Here is a 22,621-nt window from a genome sequence, read left to right as displayed (position 1 = left end):
AGCAGGATGTTCCTGCCGGCCGTTTGGAATTTCTATAGATTCTAGTCTGCTCCGGGAACCGATCCCGGCGGCAGGAAATTGACGTCACGCAGCGCCGAGCGGCGTACAACTTCCTCGGGATCTGCCAAGTCATGGAGTTCATCGAAGAGGGTGGCGAGTTGTCCCGCGGGGCTGACCCAGAACAGCGATTTCGCCGGTTTTTCATCTTTGATGTAGTAAGCGTGCGGAAGACCCATGGGCATGCGAACGGTGTCGCCGGGACCGGCCTTGAACCATTCGCCGTCTAGATAGAGGGTGTAGGTGCCCTCCATGATGTAGAGGTGCTCATCCTGGGTCGGGTGAACGTGTGGCGGGACACCGGTTCCTGAAGGATCCAGAGACAACCACGCAAAGCTGCTGGAGCTTTCAACCTTGGAAAGGTACGTGTGGCCAAGGACGTTCCATGTTTTGTTGCCCATCGACTCGCTTGCCAAGGTAATGCCCTTGGGCAGGTCGCCCAGGATGATTTCTTGACCCTGCTGCTGCTCCATTTTGACTCCTTTGTGGGGTAACGAACTCTCGCGTTCAGCATGGCATAGATCACATTGGATATGCAATAGGTCTTGCGATCGCAAAATATGGTGTATATGATTTCTATCACTTCGGTCATCACTGCCGAACGCTTTCACACCCTCGCAATTCACGCATCGCGGTCGATGGGACCCTTTGCTGCCCACAACGAGTTAGGCATCAATGTGAATACCAAACAGAGAACAGGAATGAGCGTTTACACGCTCGGTACCGGAGGCGGCCCTATAGTCTCCAGTTCCCGTGCTGGGACCAGCACGGCGATTCGAGTCGATGGGGCAACCTATGTCATCGATTGCGGAATGGGAAGTATCCGCAACTACCGGTCGCACGCCGATTGGGGCGAGTTGCGGGCCGTGTTGTTGACCCATCACCACTCTGACCACATCTACGATCTCGGTGCGTACTTGGTGACCGGATGGCAAGTTCCGGGTGAGTCCTTTACCCGTCCTATTCAGGTTTACGGTCCCGGGCGGCCGAATCGCATGCCTGCCCTCGACCGAAAGCATGAGGAGCAGATCGCCGCGCGCGTGGCCGACCGTGAAATGACAAGCACGGAAGAAATCGTGGACGCCCTGCTGGATAAGGTCTTTGCCTCGGACGTGGTCATCCGCATGGCTGACGAAGGGCGAGATGAGCCCCATGAATGGATCCAGGCGCATAACATCCAGATCCCGGAACCTGTGCGGGCCTGTGCCGTGGAGAACCGGCACCCGGAGATGGAACCATTCGAAATCTACCGCGATGAGCTAGTCACCATTTCAGCAATCCTTGTTGACCATCGCTTGTGCTTCCCCGCTTTCGCCTATCGTATTGACTCGCGCTATGGGTCTGTAGTGGTTTCGGGTGATACCGCGTATTCCGAAAATTGCGTGAAGCTCGCCCAAGGCGCCGACCTGCTCCTGCATGAAGTCATCGATCTGCCAGGGATTCTGGCTACGTTCCCGGACGGTCCCACGCGAGACGGGATCGAAGTGCATCTGCGCGAGTCGCATACTCCATATAGCGAGGTTGGCAAAGTGGCGCAGAAGGCCAACGTTTCTTCCTTGGTGCTGCACCACATTGTTCCCAACACCCCAGGCGCCGCGGATCTGGGGGCCATGCTAGATACCGCACGTGAAGATTTCGCCGGTACCGTTTCCGTTGCTGAAGACAACGACGTCTTTGAAATTGGAAGCGTAAAGTTGCAACTTGCCGGCACCGAAACCAAGAGGAGCTTGGTATGAGCGCTACACAGAACCTCTCCGATCACACCTTGAGTGCTGCCATTCGCAATGGCAAGATGAATCGACGAGCGTGGGTTGTCACCGGCATGCTCGTGCTCTTTCAAATAATCAACTTTGCGGACAAGGCTGTTTTGGGTCTGGTGGCCGACCCGGCGATGCGCGAACTGGGATTGACCGCCGGACAGTTCGGATTCATCGGCAGCGCGTTCTTCTTCCTCTTTGCCATCGTTGGCGTAGCGGTCGGTTTCCTGGCCGGTAAGGTGTCGACGCGTTGGATCCTCTTGACCATGGGCATAGCGTGGGCTGTCCTGCAGTTCCCCATGCTCTTTGGCGGAGGCGCCGCGGTCCTGCTGGTGACCCGTATCTTTTTGGGCGGTGCCGAAGGTCCCGCCACGCCCATTTCACTGCAGCATGCCCACGGATGGTTTAAGCCTAAAGAGCGCGGGCTGCCCAGCAGCATTATTGCCGCAGGCTCTACCTTAGGTCCGATTCTCGCTGCACCTGCCCTGGCCTGGATTATTGCCCACCCAGCCTTGGGCTGGCGTTGGGCCTTCGGCTTCTTGGGACTTGTCGGATTGCTCTGGAGCGTGGCCTGGCTCATTGTCGGCCGCGATGGACCCTTCAGCCATTCCAAAGACGGCAAAGCGCGGTCTCAGGACAAGACCCAGGATGCGCGGCCGATTGCACCTGAGGCACCGAAGAAGGCCGAGGCCCCCTCGGAGCCGGTGGCGGAATTCGAGCCGAACGGTACCGGCAGTATTGCCGATTCGTCGGATCTGCTGAAGATAGTGCCAATCCGACGCGTTCTAGGATCTTGGATGTTCGTAGCCGCGGTGTTGGCTGGTGCTGGATGCTTCTGGGCGCAAGGTTTCCTGACCACTTGGTCGCCGAAATATCTAGGTTCTGTGGTGGCGCTGTCTCCAGAAATGATTGGCCTCGTCTCGACATTCCCCTGGGTCGTCGGCGCCATCGCGCTGTTGATTCTGGGCTTCGGCTCGCGCTACCTGATGAAACGTGGGGTTACCGTGCGTTGGGCGCTCGGTGCACTTTTCGGGGCAACCTTGCTGATCTCGGGCGTGTGCTTCTCGATTCTTCCATTCCTCTCGGGGTACGCCGCGGTGGCCATGTTGACCTTGGGAGCCGGCACGGCCATGATCTATCCGCTGGCACCAACTGCGATCGCCTTCAGCGTCTGTTCCAAGCAGCGTGCGGCAATTATGGCCACGTTGACGGGCCTGGCGTCGGTGGGCGGCGTGATCGCTCCAGCCATGGTGGGTGGTCTGATGGATCGGGCGGGGTACGTGCCCAGCCCCAAGGGCGTTGCGGATACGGCTGAAATGGCTGCATTGCTGGCACAGGGGATGAACTCTTCGTTCGGGATGATCGGAATCTACCTGGTCGTCGTTGGCATCTTCTGCGTACTGATGCTCAATCCGGACCGGACGGCCCGTAAGCTGCAAACCAGTTTCACGTTCACCGGCTGACAATCCAGTAGGGGTTTTGGGTATTCTCTTTGCTCCCGTGGCTCGCTGGCTTGCGCAGCGATCACCGCGGGAGCAAAGAGGGGTTCAGGCTTGGGACGAACCCGGAATTCTCGTGAGACGAGATCCCATCCAAAGAACATGGGGAACGCCGGGCGCGGCAAGCTCAAATTACCTGCGCACATCGCCGGCCCATTCGATGATTTTTGTGTTTGTTATGGGCGATTCGGAAGTCGCCCAGAGCGCAATCCACCAAGGTGGATCCAGCGGTCAATGGCGAGGTGCGCGAACTGCAGGTCCTGAATTCTGCGGAGCTAGGCTGGATCGGTGGAGTTTCCGTTTCAGCAACGGCGGAGTTGCATCCGCGATGTGCGGTGAACTCCGGAGCGTCAAACGCAATGGCACTGAAGCGAACCAGCGGCGCCGATGAGTGCATTCGCGGCATGAACTGCGCCAATACTGCGGCCGCCCATCGAACCGCGCCGATAGGAATTGGGGAATGTGCCTTGATCAATTTGCGCCACCAGGTACGAACTGCGATCGGTCGCTTCGGGTCCGGAGATCATGGCACGGCGGTGCAGAACCTGGAATCGACTCGGGCAGCGGTGCTTGCATCGGCTGCTGCTCAGCCGAGTGCATGGGCAAGTCGCGGTAGAAGGTTTTTCCTTCTTGCACGCAAGCGAACACGGCCTCGGCCCACGCGAGAATGCGTGATCCGAAGCCGTGCCTGCACAAATACGGGGGTAAATTCCTGCGGATTAGTCCACTGCTAGCTCGCGTTCGACGGCGGTATTTGGGGACCGGTTCTCCACGATTCGCGGTGGTATCAGGGACACCGCAATCGCCGCTACGACTCCAACGATTGCGAAGAAGACAAAATTGAATTCGAAGCTAATCCCCGTTGCCGCGATCCAGCCACCGATGATGGGACCCGATATTGCACCAATGCGGGCGAAAGACAACGCCCAGCCGGTGGCGGTGCCGCGTTGGGCCGCCGGATAGTAGTCGGCAATGTAGCCGGTGAGCACCAACGAGGTGGAGATCGAACCAATACCGGCGAAGGCGACAAAGCACAGGTTGATAAACATGGTGTTCGGAAACATCAGCAGCAAGATTCCACCAGCCCCCAGCAGATAGAAGATCACCAGGATGGTCTTCTGGCCGTATTTATCAGCCAGATATCCGAGGATCAATCCGCCGACGGCCGAGGCCAAGGAGAAGACCAACAAGAAAGTCAGCGAGGACCCGAGGTCGTAGCCAGCTTTGCGCATGATTTGCGGCAGCCAAGTGTTCAGGCCATAGACCAGCACCATGCCGCAAAACAGTGAAATCCAGAAAAAGACCGTGGAACGCAGGTATTTACCAGAGAACATCGCCGACATGACTTCTCGCCAAGGAATCTTTCTGCCTGGCTGAGCCGGAGCGACCGGCTGGTAATTGGGCACCTTGAGCTTCGAGGCCAGTGCCTTGGCTTCGGCCAGGCGTCCCTTGGACACCAAGTACTCCAAGGATTCAGGGAGAATCCAGGCGATAATCGGCAGCAGCACAACCGGCAATGCGCCGACAGCTACAACCCAACGCCAGCCAAGTACCGGAAGGAGCGCCATGGCAACCAGAGCAGCGGCAACAATTCCCAAGGAGTATCCCGAATACATGATGCCGTAGTTCAGCGATCGTTTTCGAGGCGCGGAATATTCGATGGTCAGGGCCGCTGCCACCGGTATGATCCCGCCCATTCCCAGGCCGCCGAGGAACCGGAACAGTCCGAAGATTTCAGGTGTGGGGGCAAATGCCGCACCTGCTTGGGTGATAGTGAAGATCACCATGGCGAGCAGTAGCATCCGCTTGCGGCCGATAACGTCGCTTAGGGTCCCGATAAACAGGGCGCCAAACAGCATGCCGACCAGCGCGTAGGCGCCGAGGCCGCCCAGTTCGAGAGGGGTGAGCGACCATTCTTTGTACTCGGCGAGGGCCGGGAGGACCGCACCGAGCACGCCGACGTCGTAGCCTTCGGCCAGAATTGCCAGCCAACAGGCAAAGAGCACCAATCCCGTGGTGCGTTTTGGGATGTTCCATTCGGTTACTGCGGTGGGTGAGGCCATACCGTTCTCCTGGCGTAGGGGTGGTCGTTAGCGCCCGAATGGGCCTAGCCAGTATTATTGCCTTAAAGTGACGTGCGTTACAATAGTTCTATAAAAGAAAGGTGAACATGACTTTCCATGGACGGGAACCAATGACTGGTGCGCCTGAAGTCGTTGCGGCCGAGGTGTCCGAGTTCCTCGGGGCTGCGCTCGCCGGAAGCTCGCTGGAACGAACTGTCGAATGGGTTGACACGGACGCTGCAGGTCATCAGCACAATTCGGTGATCATGCGCTTCGTTGAAGCCGCCGAGTCGAAGCTCTTTAGAGAGCTCGGCCTGAAGGGTTATTTTCCCATTTCACCGCGGGTCAGGCAGGAAATAGATTTCAAGTCCAAGCTGTATTTCGGGCAGTCTGCAACGGCGGCGATCCGCATCGACAGATTGGGGACCAGCTCCATGCACTTTGCCTTTAGGGTGTGGGGTCACCCGTTCGAGGGCAACGGTCTGGCAGTTGCTGCCGAAGGCAAGGTCATTACCGTCTGCGTGCCTGAAGGGTCATCGGGATCCGGGCCCTGGCCTGCGGAAATTCGGCAGACCATTGTCGACGCCCAGGCAAGTGGTGGGCGGCAGTAAGGGGTTGGCCCAATGCAGGGCTTTGCCCGGTCGGTGCCGCGAAGCGCGGGCGGGAATTGGTGCGCGCCTGATGCGCATAGCTCTTCTCGGAGCATGGATTCGGTGGTAGGTTGAAGTCGTCCAATGGCTATGACGGCCGTCATACATGTTCAATGCCCAGTCAAGTTTTCGCCAGTTATCGGAGTTCTCATGACCCAGCTAGCCCACGTTCTGTCTTCACTCGCCAGTGGAACTGTGACTGTTCACGACCTGACGGCGCCGCTCTCCGTCAATACACCGACCCTTGTGCTGCCGGAACCCTTCTCCAACTTAATAGACTTCAGCATCGAGGAAGTTTCCGCATATGACGAACCCGGCCCATTCTGGAAGCACCATAACATCCATACCGGAGAGCATATCGGCACGCACATCGACGCCCCGATCCATTGGATTTCGGGGCGGGACGGCAAGGACGTGTCACAGATCGATCCGCAGCGACTGGTCGGGCCGGCGGTGGTCCTGGACTTCAGCGCCGAGACCGCCGAGAGTCCGGATTACCTGATCACAGTTGATGATCTGAAAGCCTGGCAGGCTCAACATGGCGAGTTCCCGCCCAATTCATGGCTGCTCTTCCGCACCGGATGGGACCAATACGGAGAAGACAGTGCAGCGTTCCTGAACACCGATGAGCAGGGTTCGCATACCCCGGGATTCACCGCCGAATGCGCCCAATACATAGCCCAGGAGCTGGTGATCTCCGGGGTGGGCGTGGAAACCGTGGGCATCGACGCGGGCAACGCTGCCTTGCTCGATCCGCCTTTCCCGATGCACAACTTCTTGCTCGGCCATGACAAGTACGGCATCACTTCGCTGAAGAACCTCGATAAGCTGCCGGTCTTCGGAGCGCTGCTCGTGGTCGCCCCGCTGCCGATCGTTGGAGGCACCGGGGCGCCCGCGCGGGTTCTCGCACTGAGCTAGCGGCCGCCGCCGACTAGCTTGTCCGATTCCATATGGGTAAGGCCAGCGCTGCTCGCGTGGGCTGTTGCCCGGAACCGCTGGCGGCCAGGTACGCCCAGGCCGTCAGCGACAAACTACAAGCCTCTAAGGAATTCCTGATGAACGTCGCAGAACTCGTTGGCAAGACCCTCGCGGACCTCGGTATCGGACATGCTTTCGGCGTGGTGGGCAGCGGGAACTTTGCCGTCACCAACGCGCTGATCGAGTACGGAGTGCCCTATACCCAAGCACGCCACGAAGGCGGCGCGGCCACGATGGCCGATGCCTATTCACGCACCAGCGGCAAGGTGGGCGTGGTCTCCGTGCACCAGGGGTGCGGGTTGACCAACGCAGCCACCGGAATTGGCGAGGCCGCCAAATCACGCACCCCGCTGCTCGTCCTCGCCGCGGAGGCAGCACCCAGCGCCGTGTACTCGAATTTCGCCATGGACCAGGACGCTTTCGCCACGTCCGTTTACGCGGTTTCCGAACGTGTGCACAGTGCGCAAAGCGCCGTGGCCGATACCGTCCGGGCCTACCGCACGGCGATCAACGACCGGCGCACCGTGGTACTGAATCTGCCGTTGAATATCCAGGTGCTGCCTGCCCCGGAAACGACCCAGGAGATCGAGGTGATACCCCGTGAACCGGTGCGTCCTTCCCGGGATTCGATCCGTGCGCTGGCGGTGCTGATCGAGAACGCCAGCCGCCCGGTTTTCGTCGCAGGACGCGGAGGACGCGGCGCCAAGGAGGAAATACGTTCTCTGGCCCGCCACACCGGCGCACTGGTGGCTACCTCGGCCGTCGCCAAGGGTTTGTTCAACGAGGATGAATTCAATCTCGGAATATCCGGCGGCTTCTCCTCGCCGCTGGCCGCCGAGCTGATCTCGGACGCGGATCTGATCGTCGGGTTCGGCTGCGCCCTGAATATGTGGACCATGCGCCATGGCCATTTGATTGGCGCTCGAACCAAGGTCGTCCAAGTGGATCTGGATGAACCGGCCTTGGGCGCCAACCGCCCGATCGACCTGGGAGTGGTCGGGGACTCCGCCGAATGCGCCCGCGACGTGCTGGAGCTGCTGCGCCGCGAGAAGGTCTCCGCCTGTGTTGGCTATCGCACCCCCGAGATCAGCAAGCGCCTGACCGAACGGATCCACTGGCAGCAGGTCGAGTTCGAGGATCTCTCCACGGAGTCGGCAATCGATCCGCGGACACTGAGTAAGGCGCTGGATGAGCTCCTGCCCGAGCGGCGCGTGGTCAGCGTCGACTCGGGGAACTTCATGGGCTACCCGAGCCAGTACCTCTCGGTGCCCGATGAGCATGGCTTCTGCTTTACCCAGGCGTTCCAGTCCATCGGCCTTGGCCTGTATACGGCGATCGGCGCCGGGCTGGCACGGCCCGATCGGCTGCCGGTGCTGGGCACCGGGGACGGCGGATTCCATATGGCCATCGCCGAACTGGACACCGCGGTGCGGCTGAAAATGCCGCTGGTCTGCATCGTCTACAACGATGCCGCTTATGGTGCCGAGGTGCACCACTTCGCTGAGTCGGGGCAAACCCCGGACATGAGCTCGGTGGTCTTCCCTGACACCGACTTCGCGGCCCTGGGCCGCGGCTTCGGCGCCTCGGGCATTACGGTGCGCACGGTGCAAGATCTACAGGAGGTGAAGCGCTGGCTGGATTCGGACCCATCGGGACCATTGGTCATCGATGCGAAGATCGCCTCGGATGGCGGGGCCTGGTGGCTGGCCGAAGCGTTCAAGGGGCACTAGAGGCGCGCTTCAGGTATCCGGTCAGCGGCCGCCGCCTCGACCGCTTCCACCCAAATGGAGCCTCCAATCTGCTGAGCGCTGAGAGCTCGGCATCCGGCCCAAGACCCGAACCTGCTGCCTATCGCCAATGAGCGAAAGGTGCTCCGACGGTGCGAAAATTCCGGATGGCGTCCCAAGAAGTATCCACGCGGAGCCAAAAATAGTCGTGGCGTGCGCTTAGAAATCCGGCCCACCCCACGCCTTTGAACTCATTCCCTGGGGATCGGGCAGCTCATCGGTGAGTTCGGTCAGCCCACTCCTACCGAAGTGAGGGAATCTGGCTCATCTTCGGCTGCCTCATGGGATGCATCGGATTCTTGAGCGGCCCGCATGCGTTTGCGCATGAGGAAGTAGAACCCGGCCACCACGGCCGCGAAGGGAATCCCGAAGATTAAGGTGAGTCTAAATTCTTCGATAAAGAGCGTAGTGACCAAAAGCGCCAGCATGAGCAGGACTCCCAGGACCGACCCGAGGGGGTAGAAGAAAAGCTTGTACTTCAGCGGTTCCCCGGTGCGGGCATGCTGGCGACGGAAGAACAGGTGAGTCAGGAAGATCAGCAACCAGGTGGCCATAGCCCCGAACATCGACAGGGCCATCATGAGGGTAAAACCCTTCTCCGGGTTCGTCGCGTAGATGATAGTCGCCACCGCGATTCCAGCGGCCGAGAGCAACAAGGCATTAACCGGTGCACCATTCTTGCGCAGACGGCCCAGGGCAACCGGAGCCTGCCGGGCGCGGGCGAGGGAGAACATCATGCGCGTGGAGATGTATAGCTGGGAATTCATCGCTGACAAGGCCGCCACGATCACCACGAAATTCAGCAGCGAGTCGGCGAACGGAATGCCAATGACCTGCATGACCGTGACGAATGGGCTGTCGCCTTGGAGGATCTCGTCCACCGGTGCAATTGCCAAGATCAGCGACAAGGTCAGGAGATAGAACAGAAATAAGCGCAGCAGGGTAACTTTGAAGGCCTTCTTGACCGCCGATTCCGGCTCTTTGGCCTCGCCCGCGGCGACCGCAATCATCTCGATGCTCAAATAGGAGAAGATCGAGAGCACGACCGCAAACCATACGCCTTGGATTCCGCCCATGAAGAATCCCTCGCCGGCGGTGTAGTTGCCCAAACCATAGGAAGGATCGGTTTTGCCGAATACCAATATGGCCGCCAGCAAGATGAACGCCACGATCGCAAACACTTTGACGGCCGAGAACCAATATTCCAAGGTCCCAAAGGCTTTGACGTTAAACATATTGACCCCGATGAGCAGCACCGACAGCCCGACAACCCAAATGATCGGCGGCACCTCGGGGAACCACATTTGCATGTAGTCGCCCACCGCAGTGATTTCGGTGCCGACCGCCAGAACAATGCACGACCAGTACAGGTACTTGAGCATGAATCCGGTGAAAGGATTGATGTAGTGCTCCGCGAAGGCGCCAAATGAACCTGTAGTCGAGTGCGCCACCGTCATTTCGGCGAGTGCGCCCATCAGCAGTACCGCGATAAATCCGCCGATGGCGTAGCTGATGATGACGCTGGGTCCGGCAAAGGAAATTGCGAACTTGCTGCCTAGGAACAGACCGGTGCCGATGGCCCCGCCCAGTGCAATCATACTTAGCTGTTTGGCACTTAATTGGCGCGAAAGCCCTGCTTCGCGATTTTTGATGCGCTCTAATGAGGAGCTCATTTTTAACCTCGTGGTTGTCGTTAACATACATATCTGCGGGAGGTGAACTGCACGGTTTTCCGCGGGTCCGTGCGGCGGGACGATTGAACAATGCACAGCCCAATAATCAGCCCAATGGACGCCACTTCGGGCCGGTTGCGCACAGTCCTCTGCGGTTGATTGGGGAATTTTCTAGCTTGGGCCCTGTCCCGGGCCGGATTTTAAGGCAGGAAATTGCCGGGTTCGCAGAACGATGTCGTTCGGCGAACCCGGCAAGTGCGGCATTGCTTGGCTAATTGCCGCCTAGTGGCTGGCTGTCAGGGCCGAGGCATTTGCATCCGGGGTCCAGCGCACATGGGTCAGATCCTCTTCCTGATTCTGCGGCAGCAGGGACAGGCGAGGGCGTACCGCATCGGTGCGCGCGCTTGGCGGCTTGCGGCGCCCGGCCTTGTACTGCTTCGGCCAGAGAGCCGCGGCACCGGCGTAGTCCTGCTCGGCCGCGGCCTGCAGCGTCCACTGCGGGTTGTACAGGTGGGTGCGGCCCAGCGCTATCAGATCCGCACGGCCGGCCAACAGGATAGAGTTCGCGTCATCCCAGGTGGATACCGCGCCGACGGCGATCACGGCCACCCCGGCCGCGGCGGCGACTCGGTTGCGGATCTTGTCCGCAAACGGGGTCTGGTAGCTGCGCCCGAAGGCGGGCTTTTCGCTCTTGACGACCTGTCCGGAAGACACATCGATGAACTGGGCGCCGTGCTCGATGAAGGCTTGGGAGATCAGCACCGCATCATCATCGGTGTTCCCACCCTCGGCCCAATCGGTGGCCGAGACACGTACGCCCAAGGCCTTGTCGGCCGGCCAGATCTCGCGCACCGCGTCGAGTACCTCCAGCGGGAAGCGCAGCCGGTTGGCGAAGCTGCCGCCGTATTCATCGGTGCGCTGGTTCGACAGCGGGGAAAGGAAGGAGGAAAGCAGGTAGCCGTGGGCCATATGCACTTCCAGCGCGTCGAATCCGGCGGCGTCGGCGCGGCGGGCGGCGTCGACGAACTGCTGGCGGACCTCATCCATTTGGGTGCGGTCCATTGCCACGGGGACATGGCAGCCTTCCCCGTAGGGCAGCGCGCTTGGAGCCAGCACCTCCCAGTTGCCTTCTTCCAGCGGCTGGTCGATGCCTTCCCACATCAGCTTCGTCGAGCCCTTGCGGCCCGAGTGCCCGATCTGCGCACCGATCTTCGCCTGCGAGTTGGAATGCACATATTCGGTGATGCGCTTCCAAGCGGTGGCCTGTTCATCGCTGTACAGCCCGGTGCAGCCCGGGGTGATGCGCCCGATGTCGGAAACGCAGACCATTTCGGTCATCACCAGCCCGGCGCCGCCCTGGGCCTTTGAACCCAGATGCACCAAGTGGAACTCCCCGGGGACGCCCTCGGAGGCCGAGTACATGTCCATCGAGGAGACCACCACTCGGTTGGCCAGTTCGATGCCGCCTAGGGTGTAGGGCTGGAACATAGCCGGGGCGCTGTGCTGCTGCCCGTTGAGCCTGGCGAAGTTCGCCTCAACGGTCTGCGCGAATCCGGGATCGCGCAGCTTCAGGTTTTCGGCGGTGATGCGCCGGGATCGGGTGAGCAGGTTGAAGCAGAACTGCACCGGGTCCTGGTCCTTGTACTGGCCGATATTCTCGAACCACTCCAGCGAGGCCTGGGCGGCGCGCTGGGTGGATTCCACCACCGGGCGGCGTTCGGTCTCATAGGCGGCCAAGGCGCGATCCACGTCCGCGTGCTCGTGCAGGCAGGCTGCCAGCGCCAGGGCATCCTCCATGGCGAGCTTGGTTCCCGAGCCGATGGAGAAATGGGCGGTATGCGCGGAGTCGCCGAGCAGCACGATGTTCTCGTGGCGCCAGTTCTCGTTGCGCACCGTGGTGAAGTTGATCCATTTCGAGTTGTTGGTCAGCACCTTGTAGCCGGCCAGTTCGTCGGCGAAGATTTCGGTGACCTTGTCCACCGCCTTCTGATCGCTCACACCGGGGGCGAAAACCTCGTTCTCGGTCTCGTCGAACCCGGCTGCGCGCCAGACATCCTCGTGCATCTCCACGATGAAGGTGGAGCCCTCATCGGAGTACGGGTAGCCGTGGATCTGCATGGTACCGGCGGCGGTTTCCTTGACGAAGAACTTGAAGGCCTCGAACACCTGGTCGGTGCCCAGCCACATGTACTTGGAGGTGCGCGGATCCAGCGAAGGCTTGAAGGACTGGGCGTACTTGGTGCGCACCGCGGAGTTCAGCCCGTCGGCGGCCAGCACCAGATCGTATTCGGCAGAGAGCTGCTCCACGTCCGGAGCCATGGTGGAGAACCGCACATCCACACCCAGCTCGATGCTGCGACGCTGCAGCAGTTCGAGAAGTTCCTTGCGGCTCATGGCGGCGAAGCCCTGCCCGCCTACGGTATGCATCTGGTCGCGGAAGTGGATGTCGATATCGCTCCAGCGCGCGAAGCGCCGTGACATGTACTCGGCCACCACTGGGTCGGCGTTGCCGATGCCGCCCAGGGTTTCGTCGGAAAACACCACGCCGAATCCGAAGGTATCCGATGCTGCGTTTCGTTCCCACACGGTGACCTTGTGGTTCGAGTCGAGCTGCTTCATCAGGGCCGCAAAGTAGAGTCCGCCCGGGCCTCCGCCGATAACTGCAATTTTCATGATGTGTCCTTTCAACAACCCCAAAGAGGGGAGCGGGGGCCGGCAAGGCCCAGATAAGTTATTAGGGGGTTAAGCGACCGGTGATCCGTTGGCCGCTTCACGGAGCTTGAAATGCTGCAGCTTGCCGCTGGGATTGCGCGGAAGCTCCGTAACAAAACGGACCTCGCGCGGGTACTTGTAAGGTGCGATCGTGGCTTTGACGAAGTCTTGCAATTCCTTGACCTTCGCATCGCTGGCCTCGGCACCTTCGACGAGGACCACGAAGGCGCAAACGATCGATCCGCGGTTTGGATCCGGGCGGGCGATCACGGCGTTCTCCAGCACGTCCGGGTGCTGGTCGAGGGCCTGTTCGACCTCCGGTCCACCGATGTTGTAGCCGGAGGAGACGATCATGTTGTCGCTGCGCGCTTGATACACAAAGTAGCCATCTTCGTCTTTGTAGAAGATGTCTCCGGTGATATTCCAGCCGTTGCAGATGTAGTTATGCTGCCTCTCGTCATCGAGATAGCGGCATCCGGTAGGCCCGATGACCGCCAACCGGCCTGGCTCGTTCGGAGCGGCTTCGTTACCAGCTTCGTCCAGGACCGTTGCTCGGAAGCCAGGAATCGCTTTGCCGGTGGCGCCGGGCCTGATGTCCTGACCCGCTGCGGAAACGAAGACGTGCAGCAGCTCGGTCGCGCCAATGCCATTGACCAATTCCAGCCCCGTGGCGTCCTTGACCTGATGCCAGGTTTCTGCCGGCAGATGTTCCCCGGCGGAAACCGCGACGCGCAGCGGCTTGAGCAGCTCCTCTTTGCCGTTTTTGAGGATCGCGCGATAAGCGGTGGGAGCGGTGAACAAGATAGTCGCACCGGCTTGATGGGAATACTCGGCCAGTTCCACCGGTGTAGCTCGTTCGGTCAGCAGCGAGCTGGCACCGAAGCGGAAAGGGAATACGACCAGGCCACCGAGGCCGAAGGTGAATGCCAATGGGGGAGACCCCGCAAAGACGTCATCCTGGGTGGGTTGGAGGATGTAGCGGGCAAAGGTGTCCGCGTTGGCCAGCACATCGCGGTGGAAATGCATGGTGATCTTGGGAACGCCGGTGGTGCCCGAGGTCGGTCCAAGCAATGCCACATCGTCGGCGGCCGTATCCACCGCAGTAAAATCACCTGATTTGCGCTCGGCCAGCTTGACCAGGTCATCGTTGCCCGCGCCGCCGTAGCTGAGGACCGGATACCCGCCGTTGCTAGCCTGCCGCGCGTCGTCGGCGAAACGGTGATCGGTGATGAGCAGCAACGGGCGCGTCAGCTCGGCCAACTTGCTGATCTCCGCGGCACGCAGCGCAGCCATCGTGGTGACCACTACTCCGCCGGCCTTGAGCACGCCAAGCCAGGAGGCGACGAGCCAGGAATTATTCGGCCCGCGCAGCATCACCCGGTTTCCGGGACGCAGGCCATAGTCCTCGACCAGCACCTGGGCAACCTGATTGGCCTGGCGTTGCAACTCGCCGTAGGAAAGCCTGGTGCCATCCGGAGCCAGCAGCGCGGTGCGATCCGCGCCGAAATCCGCCACGGTCTGGTCGATCAGGACCTGCGCGGCATTCATCCGTTCCGGGTATTGCAGCTCGGGCAAGGTGAATTCCATTGTCGGCCACAGCTCCCGTGGAGGGAGGTGGTCTCGGGTGAAGGTATCTTCATGAGCTGAGGGTGATAGTTCCATAAGGCAACTCCGTTTGGTGATTCGTTCGGATGTCCTAGTCAGTGGTGGTCCGCGCGGGGCGGATCATCCCTTCTTGGGCGACGGTGGCCAAGAGCTTTCCTTCGCGGGTGTAAAAACGCCCAAGGGCCAGACCGCGGTTATTTTGGCTGGACACGGCTTCTTGGGCATACAGCACCCAATCGTCCATGCGGCCTTCCCGGTGGAACCACATGGAGTGATCCAGGCTGGCCGTCACCAGACCCTGGTCTGCCCAGCTCAGCCCGAGGCTGCGCATGATCGGCTCCAAGATGGTGTAGTCGCAGACGTAGGCCAGGGCCGACTTCTGGATGATGGCGTCATCCGGAAGGGGCGAGAACGCGCGGATCCACACGGCCTGCTTGGCGGTTTTTTCACGCTCACCGGGTAGATAGATTGGCTCGGGCACGTGGCGCATATCGAAGCTCCGGCCGCCGGCCCAGTACTTGGCGGCATCGCTTTCGACTCCCTGCAGGACGTCGGCAGCACTTGCCAGCGTTTCCGGATCTAGATCCAGCGATTCGCCCGGAGCGTCCTGGGAATATTCGGCACCGTCTTCGGGGACGTGGAAAGAGCCCAACGCCGCAAAGACGGGTTTGCCATTCTGGAACGCGCGTACCTGACGGGTGGAATATCCGCGTCCATCGCGCAAATGCTCCACCTCGTAGCGCACCGCCTGGTGCATATCCACTGGGCGCAAGAAGTACGAGTGCATCGAGTGCAGGGAACGATCGGTGTCCACCGATTTCATCAGGGACAATGCGCCTTGGGCAACCATGTCTCCGCCGTAGGCCTTGGGCCATGGAACGTACTGCGGAACCGCGGTGAACGCCTGGTCGAAGACTTCGGCCTCGCACTGGGTGAGTTCGATGGCGTCGAGGAATACTTGCTCGGAAAGTGCGGTGGTGTTCATGCTCGGCGGTATCCTTCCAGCGAGTCGTCGGAAACATCGGGCAAGTTCACCACGATGTTTTCCGGGGTACGCGCGGTGAGCCACACCAGCTCCTCGGTTACCGACATATTCGCTTCCACATGCGGCATGAAGGGCGGGACGAAGACCCAGTCTCCGGCCTTCATATCTGCGTACTGTTCATAGTTTTCGCCGAAGTAGATCCGGCCATGGCCGCGCAACACGTAGCCGCCAGTTTCAGCTTCGCCGTGATGATGAGGCAAGGAGCGGTAGCCAGGCACATTGGAGACCTGACCGAACCAGATCTTCGTGGCGGGCGTGTGCTGGATGCTCACACCCGAAACGCGGATGCAATCCCCGGACTGCGCGGTATTGGTGTCTTCCGATCCGGCGCGGGTGACCACAGGGACGACCTGGCCATTTTCGGAGGCGTAGATCGAATTGTCGCCTTCGGTGCGGTAGGTCATTGGTGCTTCAGTCATGGTGTTCTCCTTCGAAATGAATAATGCTTGATAGTTGGCTATTAATGTGTTGCCGCCGGAACGTCCACGCGTAGCCGGAAGCGGTTTATTAGGGTTCCGATTCCTGGAATTTCTGTTTGGAGCTCGTCTCCGTCGCAGAGGAAGCGTGGTGGATTCATGCCCATGCCGACTCCGCCAGGCGTCCCGGTCAGCACGATGTCGCCGGGACGCAACGTGGTGAATTCGGAGATGTAGGCGATGAGCCGGGCCGCTGAGTAGACAAAAGTTGAGGTGTTGCCGCGTTGGACTTCTTCGCCATTAATTCGGCAAATGACCTCTACGCCCATCTCCGGGTCGATTTCTTCGGCAGTGGCGAGCACCGGGCCCAGCGGCGTCGTGCCGTCGAAGGCTTTGCCTTGGAACCATTGCAGTGTGCGGCGCTGCCAATCGCGCATCGAAATATCGTTGGCCACGGTGTAGCCGGCAATGGCGGCTGTGGCTTCTTCTTCGGAGGCGTTGGAGATCTCGGCTCCGATCACTACCGCAAGTTCGGCTTCCCAATCAACGTCGCTTGAGACGGTGCTGATGATTTCCGAATCCGGGCCGGTGAGGGTGTCGGCGAACTTGGCGAACAAGGTGGGGTATTGAGGAAGTTCGCGTCCCATCTCCAAGATGTGATCCGCGTAGTTCAGGCCACAGCAGATCACCTTGGAGGGCGCGGGAACCGGGTTAAGCAGCTGAACTTCGTCGGTTGGGATCAGTGAGTCCTCGCCGTGATTTTCAAGTATCCGGGAGGCGGTGGTGAACCAAGCCTCTTCTTTCAAAAGCTCGCTGAGATTGCTGGCTGGAAGCGGGAGGTAGCCCTGAGCAACCTGGATCGCGGCCAGGGACTTCCCTCCAGCTTGAATCGTTGCGAGTTTCATTAGTGTGTTCCCCTTGGTCGTTCGGCACTGAATCTATGTGTCGACTTTTTTACTGCCGTCACGTAAGCTCAATGTAGCACGCATCACAAAGATGGCGCTAGAGCCAAATGGGGCAAATTTGATTGGCCCGGAACAGGAGCAGGACATGACTGAAACCAAGCTTCACCGCAATGAGACGATCAACCCGGCTTCCATGGCGAAGCCCTCTGGCTATGCCCATGGAATGAAAGCCGGAGACACGGTCTACCTTGGCGGACAGACTGCCCTGGACAAGGATATGAATATCGTTCCCGGCGGAATTGTCGAGCAGTTCAAGCAGGTGTTCTCCAACGTGCTGACCACTCTGGTTGAAGCGGGCGGGCACCCGGAGGACCTGGTAAGCGTCACCATTTACCTCACCGACGTTGATGACTACATGGCCAATGGCCGCGAAATTGGCCGACTGTGGCGTGAAATGGCTGGCACCGAGTACCCGGCCATGGCCGGAGTTGGTGTCACGCGCCTGTGGCAGAAGGAAGCGCTGATCGAAATTCAGGGCGTCGCGGTGATTCAGGATCGCAACTAGGCACTAGAAACAGCAAAGGACCACGAAATCACCGGGTGATTTCGTGGTCCTTTTCTTGCGTGGGGAGCTCGGTTAATTTATACGGGTTGTATCAGTCTTCCGCACCGATCACACGTTGGGCATGGCGGGCCGCCATTGGCGCCAAGAGAGTGTGCAGGTCGTGGAATAGATCCTCGGCCTTTAACGCATTCCATCCATCTGGGAGCAGTTCTGCCGGCAGCCCGGGGTCGGAATAGGGGAGCCGGCGCCACTGGGTCAGCAGAATCAAATGATCTGCGAATGCCCGAGCCTCAAGCTCATTGCTGTCCCCGCTGCCGACGCGTTGCCGCCAGCTTTCCAACCTGCCGCGATTTTCGTTCAAAAATTCAGAATAAAGCTGATCGAGTGAGTCCAGATCCCACCACGAATCAAGATTCTTCTGAATTTGCGCACCGCCGATGTGCTCGGCAAGGAAAAACTCGAAATACTCATTCAAGCCGTGCCGGGAGAAATAGGCCAATGCCGCGTCCTTGGCATGTTCTGGGGCAATCCATAGTCCTGGAACCACCGAACCGAAGCCCATCCGCACCAGCGAAGAGCGGATTTTATGCCGAATATTCCGCTGGGTTTCGGGCACGGTAAACGTCGCCAGCAGCCAGCGGTCTTGGGCCGTGGCCCGGCGCGGATGGAAGATGCGCTCATCGCCTTCGGCGAAAGTGGTCAATACCGATTCAGCCAACGAGTACCCGCTTCGGCCTCGCACCTGAATGCTCTCGATGACTCCCCGTTTTTTCAACCGAGATATCGAGGAGCGAGTTCCGGCTGATTCAACTCCCACATCCTGCATCAACGTGATGATCGTGGCCACCGGCAGCGCTCCACCGTGCTGGCGAGCATAAAGTCCGAACAGCGAGACAATCAACTGATGATGACGAGGCACAGAGAGGTCTCCTGCACTGACACGTGCGTTTGACGGTGCCGTCATGAAACTTTCTCCGTTCGATGCATGTGGTTCGATTCTAGTGCGAACCGCAGGTGAGAGAACGCAAGGCAACGGGATTGCGCCTGGTGTTCGGCTCATCGGCCGCAGCCGATGTTCAGCCGCTCACCTGTCCGACGAAACCGCCCAGCTCTTGAGCCCTCAGTATTATTTAGCGGCGTCGATTGCCGAGCTCAGGTGCGCATCATAGAACTCGCGAAGCTGAACGCTCTTGGCCACGACAATCGCATCCCAGTCATCCATGCTGGTGGCGCTGTCGGCGTAGTCCGATGGCACCTTGAAGATCTGCAGCGGAACGTCGAACCGCTGGCACATGCTGGCATAGGCGTAGCCCTCCATATCCACCAAAGCCGCGTTCAGCCCGGAGATGTGCGTGCGCTGCTCGTCATTGCTGACAAATACGTCGCCGGTGGCCATGGTCGCCTGCGTATCTGGCAGCAGGATCTCACCGGCAGGCACTACGTCGGCCGAGGCCAATGGGAAGTCGTGCTGGATCAATCGGGTGACCTGATAGATCGTGTCCAAGCTGGGGCGGTCTTCGTTGGCGCTGCCGACGACACCGGCGGTGCCCAAAACGATTACTCGCTCAACGTTGCCCTCGGCGAGCGCACCGGCAAGAGCTACCGAGGCGTTGACCTTGCCTACCCCCGAGACCACATGCGGTACGTCCGTAAAAGCTGAGGCTTCGTCACTGTGCGCGAATACAAGCAGGGTCTTCTGATCCGACATTGGGTTCCTCTCAACAACAAACAAGTCTTTGGCACGGGCTGGAAAATACGGTGAAAGAGCAACCAGTGTTCGCATCAGAGTTTATCGGTTACGGACGATGAAGTTTTTCGATTTTGCTCACGGGGGAGCGGATAGACTGAAACTATGAGTGATATTGAACTTGCCGAAGTCGAAAGTTTCGCCCTGGATCACACCAAGGTCAAGGCCCCCTACGTGCGTCGCATCGGGGTGGACCATGGTCCCAAGGGGGACGCCATCTCCAACTACGACATCCGTTTTGTCCAGCCTAATCATGGTGAGATCCCTACTGCGGGCCTGCACACTATCGAGCACACGCTGGCCGGCCTGATCCGTACCCGTTTCGAGGGCCTGATCGATTTCTCGCCTTTTGGTTGCCGTACCGGGTTCCATCTCATCGCATGGGGCGAGCCAACGCCTGAAGAAGTTGCCGCGGCGATCAAATCTTCCCTGGAAGATCTGGCAGAGCGCGTCACCTGGGATGATGTTCCGGGCACCGAGGCAGTCAGCTGCGGCAACTACCGTGACCACAGCCTGCACTCGGCCAAGGAATGGGCCAAATTGATCTTGGAGCAGGGCATCAGCCTCGACGCGTTTGACCGTACCAACATCGCATAGCCGGCGGCATCGCATAGTTTCTCTGCTCACTGCCTTAGTTTGTGCGCACCGGATCCCTTCGTGGCTATTGAAATATCCTGCGTGGAGTATTTGAATGGACGGATAGCCGCAATAGCGGGGAATCGTTCACCGGAGCTAAGGGGAAAATAATATGGAATCAACCGATCCAGATTTTCCGAGAGAACCAGGCTGGCCATCTCCTGCCGAGCCACCGCGGCCGAACGTGCCGGACCATCCAACGACTCCCGCCGCTCCTCCAGATCCGACTACTCCACCTGACCGACCCGACCCGGGCGGTCCCAGCATTCGACCACCGTTTGATCCGACCACGCCTAGCGATAGCTGAGCAGCTGAACCAGCGGCAGGTTCTTGGCTCTCAACTCCGTCTGTCGATGCGTTTCACTCAAGGTCCGGCTCACCTGTTGGTGAGCCGGACCTTGATTGCCGTTGCTTCGAGTCGGGCTGCTTAGGCGACGTATCTTCGGAAAGCCTTGAAAATGAAGCGCGGCCAGCAATTGAGAGGTTGCCCCTAGTTCCACGTATTCGACTGCGGGGCTGTGGGAGAATAGGGACAATGTTCTGCCCGGACCAAGGCTCCGGGACCCAATGATTTAAGGATGTTTCTCTGTGGTCATGATTCCGTTGCCATTGCACTCGGTAGAGGCTCAACAGTTCTCTCCGATTGACCCGGCTGACCCCTCGCTGGTCCACCGCGGTGAAGGTGGCGCGGAAGTTCGCCGCAGCATTCTTCCGGGAGGCGTCCGTGTACTGACCGAAGCCATGCCAGGCCAGCGTTCGACCACCGTTGGTTTCTGGGTCCCGGTGGGATCCCGAGATGAAGAAGCCGGACACTACGGCTCGACGCATTTCTTGGAGCATCTGCTGTTCAAGGGAACCAAGAAGCGCACCGCACTTGAAATAGCTCAGTCCTTTGACGCGGTAGGTGGCGAATCGAACGCCGCGACGGCGAAGGAATCAACCTGCTACTACGCGCGAGTGCTGGACACTGATCTGCCGATGGCGATGGATGTCATCGCGGACATGGTGACTTCCGCGGTAATCGATCCGCTGGAGCTGGAGCAGGAGCGCGGGGTGATCATCGAGGAACTTGCCATGGACGCCGACGACGCCACCGAGGTCGCCCACGAACGCTTCGTCGCCAAGGTTTTGGGCGATCATCCGCTGGCTCGCCCGATAGGCGGAACCCCGGCCGAGATCATGGAGATCTCCCGCGAGGCAGTGATGGAACACTACCGGGCCCACTACCGCCCGAGCGAAGTGATCATCACCGCAGCTGGTTCGCTGAACCATGATGAATTGTGCTCCATGGTGCTCACTTCGTTGTCCGAGGCTGGCTGGGACCTAGATCCCATGGCCGTGCCCGAGCCTCGCCGTTCTTCGGAACCGGCACAGATCGTTTCGGTACCCGGCATAGAAGTCATCAACCGTCCGGTCGAGCAGGCCAGCATCATCATCGGCTGCCCTGGCATTAGCGGACAAGACGACCGGCGTCAGGTCCTCGCGGTCCTCAACGCGGTCCTCGGCGGCGGCATGAGTTCACGACTCTTCCAAGAAATCCGTGAAAAGCGCGGTCTTGCCTACTCCACTTATTCATTCTCGGCCGCATACACGGATGCCGGTTACTTCGGCATGTACGCAGGTTGCTCACCGGCAAAAGCCGGGGAAGTCATCGGCTTGCTCGAATCCGAGCTGGACCGTTTGGCAAGCGACGGCATCACCGATTCCGAGCTGGCTCAGGCCCAAGGCCAGCTCGCCGGCGGAACGGTGTTGGCACTGGAAGACCCGGGAAGCCGTATGTCGCGTCTGGGTCGGGCCGAGATGGTCACCGGCGAATTCCAGGACATAGATGAGGCGCTGAGCCGCGTAAACGCGGTCACCACCAAGGACGTACAGGCATTGGCTCAAGAGCTTGCGGCCAAGGAGCGGACCATCACCGTGGTTGGCCCATTCGAGTCGGCGCAGGCGCTCGGACGCTAAACGCAAGCAGAGAATTTGCAGGGACGCGAGGTCGCACTAAATGTTGCTTGACCTGGCGTCCCTTCATTTGTGCCGGAAAAACGCTATCCCTTGTTGTATTTGCCTCGAGTGGCGACGTACGAGGCCGCGGTGCAAGTGTCGGGAGCGTTGTTGATTGCCTTGCAGGCTCGCACGCGGAACCCGTTGACGGTGAGCGAATAGTACGGAATGACGCGCTTGGAATCGTCTCGATAGTATTTTGTCGTTCCCGCACCACACACGTTGGTGGTCAGCCGGGACCATCCGGTATCCGGAGCATTGTTGCGTACTCCCTGGTATTGGTAGTAGACGCACTTGCCATCGCGATTGTCATCGGTGAGCGCCAGATTGAAACCGATGCTTCGATTGTCATCGCGCCATACTTTACCGCTGCTTTTCGCCCAAGAATTGTCCATGTTGTAGCTCTCGTAGGCCTGTGCGGGAACCGCCAGAGTCGTGGCTGCCAGGGTAAGCGCTGCCGCTGCTGCAAATGTTCGCAGAGTGCGCCTCATCGCTTACCTCACATGCTGGGTTGATGTTTCTCAGGGC

At 59.7% G+C, this 22,621-nt stretch carries 19 protein-coding genes; 8 read left to right on the top strand and 11 right to left on the bottom strand.

Going from position 1 to position 22,621, the window contains the following annotated elements:
* Positions 1-41: 41 nt before the first annotated feature.
* A complete protein-coding gene (locus ACT3UQ_RS15010) occupies positions 42-530 on the bottom strand; it encodes a cupin domain-containing protein (protein ID WP_105554731.1) in 489 nt (162 codons plus the stop codon).
* 228 nt (positions 531-758) lie between these two features.
* Between ACT3UQ_RS15010 and ACT3UQ_RS15005 the strand changes: the two genes are divergently transcribed.
* Complete coding sequence (locus ACT3UQ_RS15005; protein ID WP_444637421.1) at positions 759-1,793, top strand: MBL fold metallo-hydrolase; 1,035 nt, start codon at positions 759-761, stop codon at positions 1,791-1,793.
* Entirely contained in the window at positions 1,790-3,277 is a 1,488-nt protein-coding gene (locus ACT3UQ_RS15000; RefSeq protein ID WP_444637419.1) for an MFS transporter, read from the top strand. The genes ACT3UQ_RS15005 and ACT3UQ_RS15000 overlap by 4 nt, the downstream gene beginning before the upstream one ends.
* A gap of 755 nt (positions 3,278-4,032) precedes the next feature.
* Here ACT3UQ_RS15000 and ACT3UQ_RS14995 read toward each other — a convergent pair.
* Positions 4,033-5,376: an MFS transporter gene (locus tag ACT3UQ_RS14995; protein ID WP_105554729.1), complete on the bottom strand. Its 1,344-nt coding sequence runs from the start codon at positions 5,374-5,376 to the stop codon at positions 4,033-4,035.
* 131 nt (positions 5,377-5,507) lie between these two features.
* Between ACT3UQ_RS14995 and ACT3UQ_RS14990 the strand changes: the two genes are divergently transcribed.
* From ACT3UQ_RS14990 to ACT3UQ_RS14980, 3 genes are all read left to right on the top strand, one after another.
* Complete coding sequence (locus ACT3UQ_RS14990; RefSeq protein WP_105649289.1) at positions 5,508-5,987, top strand: acyl-CoA thioesterase; 480 nt, start codon at positions 5,508-5,510, stop codon at positions 5,985-5,987.
* 189 nt (positions 5,988-6,176) lie between these two features.
* Positions 6,177-6,944: a cyclase family protein gene (locus ACT3UQ_RS14985; RefSeq protein WP_105554727.1), complete on the top strand. Its 768-nt coding sequence runs from the start codon at positions 6,177-6,179 to the stop codon at positions 6,942-6,944.
* A gap of 137 nt (positions 6,945-7,081) precedes the next feature.
* Positions 7,082-8,734, top strand: coding sequence for a thiamine pyrophosphate-binding protein (locus ACT3UQ_RS14980; protein ID WP_105569994.1), 1,653 nt, complete (start codon positions 7,082-7,084; stop codon positions 8,732-8,734).
* A gap of 287 nt (positions 8,735-9,021) precedes the next feature.
* Here the strand turns inward: ACT3UQ_RS14980 and ACT3UQ_RS14975 are convergent, their stop codons facing one another.
* The 6 genes from ACT3UQ_RS14975 to ACT3UQ_RS14950 all read right to left on the bottom strand — a co-directional run bounded on the left by ACT3UQ_RS14975 (position 9,022) and on the right by ACT3UQ_RS14950 (position 17,147).
* Positions 9,022-10,464, bottom strand: coding sequence for an amino acid permease (locus ACT3UQ_RS14975; protein WP_444637417.1), 1,443 nt, complete (start codon positions 10,462-10,464; stop codon positions 9,022-9,024).
* 282 nt (positions 10,465-10,746) lie between these two features.
* A complete protein-coding gene (locus tag ACT3UQ_RS14970) occupies positions 10,747-13,137 on the bottom strand; it encodes a bifunctional salicylyl-CoA 5-hydroxylase/oxidoreductase (protein ID WP_444637416.1) in 2,391 nt (796 codons plus the stop codon).
* A 69-nt stretch (positions 13,138-13,206) separates the two neighbouring features.
* Positions 13,207-14,838: an AMP-binding protein gene (locus tag ACT3UQ_RS14965; RefSeq protein WP_105649287.1), complete on the bottom strand. Its 1,632-nt coding sequence runs from the start codon at positions 14,836-14,838 to the stop codon at positions 13,207-13,209.
* 34 nt (positions 14,839-14,872) lie between these two features.
* Positions 14,873-15,766, bottom strand: a complete 894-nt coding sequence (locus ACT3UQ_RS14960; RefSeq protein WP_444637414.1) for an acyl-CoA thioesterase — start codon at positions 15,764-15,766, stop codon at positions 14,873-14,875.
* Entirely contained in the window at positions 15,763-16,245 is a 483-nt protein-coding gene (locus ACT3UQ_RS14955) for a cupin domain-containing protein (RefSeq protein ID WP_105554716.1), read from the bottom strand. Before ACT3UQ_RS14955 ends, ACT3UQ_RS14960 begins: the two co-directional genes overlap by 4 nt.
* 41 nt (positions 16,246-16,286) lie before the next feature.
* Positions 16,287-17,147: a fumarylacetoacetate hydrolase family protein gene (locus tag ACT3UQ_RS14950; RefSeq protein WP_105554715.1), complete on the bottom strand. Its 861-nt coding sequence runs from the start codon at positions 17,145-17,147 to the stop codon at positions 16,287-16,289.
* A 145-nt stretch (positions 17,148-17,292) separates the two neighbouring features.
* Between ACT3UQ_RS14950 and ACT3UQ_RS14945 the strand changes: the two genes are divergently transcribed.
* Entirely contained in the window at positions 17,293-17,712 is a 420-nt protein-coding gene (locus tag ACT3UQ_RS14945; protein WP_105554714.1) for a RidA family protein, read from the top strand.
* A gap of 91 nt (positions 17,713-17,803) precedes the next feature.
* On the opposite strand, the gene ACT3UQ_RS14940 is transcribed toward ACT3UQ_RS14945, so the two are convergent.
* Together ACT3UQ_RS14940 and ACT3UQ_RS14935 are read right to left on the bottom strand one after the other, a co-directional pair.
* Positions 17,804-18,676, bottom strand: coding sequence for a PaaX family transcriptional regulator (locus tag ACT3UQ_RS14940; RefSeq protein WP_105554713.1), 873 nt, complete (start codon positions 18,674-18,676; stop codon positions 17,804-17,806).
* A gap of 162 nt (positions 18,677-18,838) precedes the next feature.
* On the bottom strand, positions 18,839-19,420 hold the full coding sequence (locus ACT3UQ_RS14935; protein ID WP_444637411.1) for a phosphorylase family protein: 582 nt from the start codon (positions 19,418-19,420) through the stop codon (positions 18,839-18,841).
* A gap of 144 nt (positions 19,421-19,564) precedes the next feature.
* On the opposite strand from ACT3UQ_RS14935, the gene ACT3UQ_RS14930 reads away from it, so the two are divergent.
* A complete protein-coding gene (locus ACT3UQ_RS14930) occupies positions 19,565-20,056 on the top strand; it encodes an S-ribosylhomocysteine lyase (protein ID WP_105554711.1) in 492 nt (163 codons plus the stop codon).
* A gap of 627 nt (positions 20,057-20,683) precedes the next feature.
* Positions 20,684-22,054, top strand: a complete 1,371-nt coding sequence (locus tag ACT3UQ_RS14925; RefSeq protein WP_374954803.1) for a M16 family metallopeptidase — start codon at positions 20,684-20,686, stop codon at positions 22,052-22,054.
* A gap of 83 nt (positions 22,055-22,137) precedes the next feature.
* Here ACT3UQ_RS14925 and ACT3UQ_RS14920 read toward each other — a convergent pair whose 3' ends face one another.
* Entirely contained in the window at positions 22,138-22,584 is a 447-nt protein-coding gene (locus ACT3UQ_RS14920; RefSeq protein ID WP_096288159.1) for a hypothetical protein, read from the bottom strand.
* Positions 22,585-22,621: the final 37 nt, after the last annotated feature.

This window comes from Glutamicibacter sp. AOP12-B1-11 (assembly GCF_052379245.1).
Lineage (GTDB): Bacteria > Actinomycetota > Actinomycetes > Actinomycetales > Micrococcaceae > Glutamicibacter.
Note: the sequence above shows the minus strand (reverse complement) of the source record. Positions and strands in the feature narration are given on the sequence as shown.

Excerpts from the sequence above, each read along its gene's own strand:
- ACT3UQ_RS15010 (WP_105554731.1), bottom strand. The coding sequence starts at position 530 with ATGGAGCAGCAGCAGGGTCAAGAAATCATCCTGGGCGACCTGCCCAAG.
- ACT3UQ_RS15005 (WP_444637421.1), top strand. The coding sequence starts at position 759 with ATGAGCGTTTACACGCTCGGTACCGGAGGCGGCCCTATAGTCTCCAGT.
- ACT3UQ_RS15000 (WP_444637419.1), top strand. The coding sequence starts at position 1,790 with ATGAGCGCTACACAGAACCTCTCCGATCACACCTTGAGTGCTGCCATT.
- ACT3UQ_RS14995 (WP_105554729.1), bottom strand. The coding sequence starts at position 5,376 with ATGGCCTCACCCACCGCAGTAACCGAATGGAACATCCCAAAACGCACC.
- ACT3UQ_RS14990 (WP_105649289.1), top strand. The coding sequence starts at position 5,508 with ATGACTGGTGCGCCTGAAGTCGTTGCGGCCGAGGTGTCCGAGTTCCTC.
- ACT3UQ_RS14985 (WP_105554727.1), top strand. The coding sequence starts at position 6,177 with ATGACCCAGCTAGCCCACGTTCTGTCTTCACTCGCCAGTGGAACTGTG.
- ACT3UQ_RS14980 (WP_105569994.1), top strand. The coding sequence starts at position 7,082 with ATGAACGTCGCAGAACTCGTTGGCAAGACCCTCGCGGACCTCGGTATC.
- ACT3UQ_RS14975 (WP_444637417.1), bottom strand. The coding sequence starts at position 10,464 with ATGAGCTCCTCATTAGAGCGCATCAAAAATCGCGAAGCAGGGCTTTCG.
- ACT3UQ_RS14970 (WP_444637416.1), bottom strand. The coding sequence starts at position 13,137 with ATGAAAATTGCAGTTATCGGCGGAGGCCCGGGCGGACTCTACTTTGCG.
- ACT3UQ_RS14965 (WP_105649287.1), bottom strand. The coding sequence starts at position 14,838 with ATGGAACTATCACCCTCAGCTCATGAAGATACCTTCACCCGAGACCAC.
- ACT3UQ_RS14960 (WP_444637414.1), bottom strand. The coding sequence starts at position 15,766 with ATGAACACCACCGCACTTTCCGAGCAAGTATTCCTCGACGCCATCGAA.
- ACT3UQ_RS14955 (WP_105554716.1), bottom strand. The coding sequence starts at position 16,245 with ATGACTGAAGCACCAATGACCTACCGCACCGAAGGCGACAATTCGATC.
- ACT3UQ_RS14950 (WP_105554715.1), bottom strand. The coding sequence starts at position 17,147 with ATGAAACTCGCAACGATTCAAGCTGGAGGGAAGTCCCTGGCCGCGATC.
- ACT3UQ_RS14945 (WP_105554714.1), top strand. The coding sequence starts at position 17,293 with ATGACTGAAACCAAGCTTCACCGCAATGAGACGATCAACCCGGCTTCC.
- ACT3UQ_RS14940 (WP_105554713.1), bottom strand. The coding sequence starts at position 18,676 with ATGACGGCACCGTCAAACGCACGTGTCAGTGCAGGAGACCTCTCTGTG.
- ACT3UQ_RS14935 (WP_444637411.1), bottom strand. The coding sequence starts at position 19,420 with ATGTCGGATCAGAAGACCCTGCTTGTATTCGCGCACAGTGACGAAGCC.
- ACT3UQ_RS14930 (WP_105554711.1), top strand. The coding sequence starts at position 19,565 with ATGAGTGATATTGAACTTGCCGAAGTCGAAAGTTTCGCCCTGGATCAC.
- ACT3UQ_RS14920 (WP_096288159.1), bottom strand. The coding sequence starts at position 22,584 with ATGAGGCGCACTCTGCGAACATTTGCAGCAGCGGCAGCGCTTACCCTG.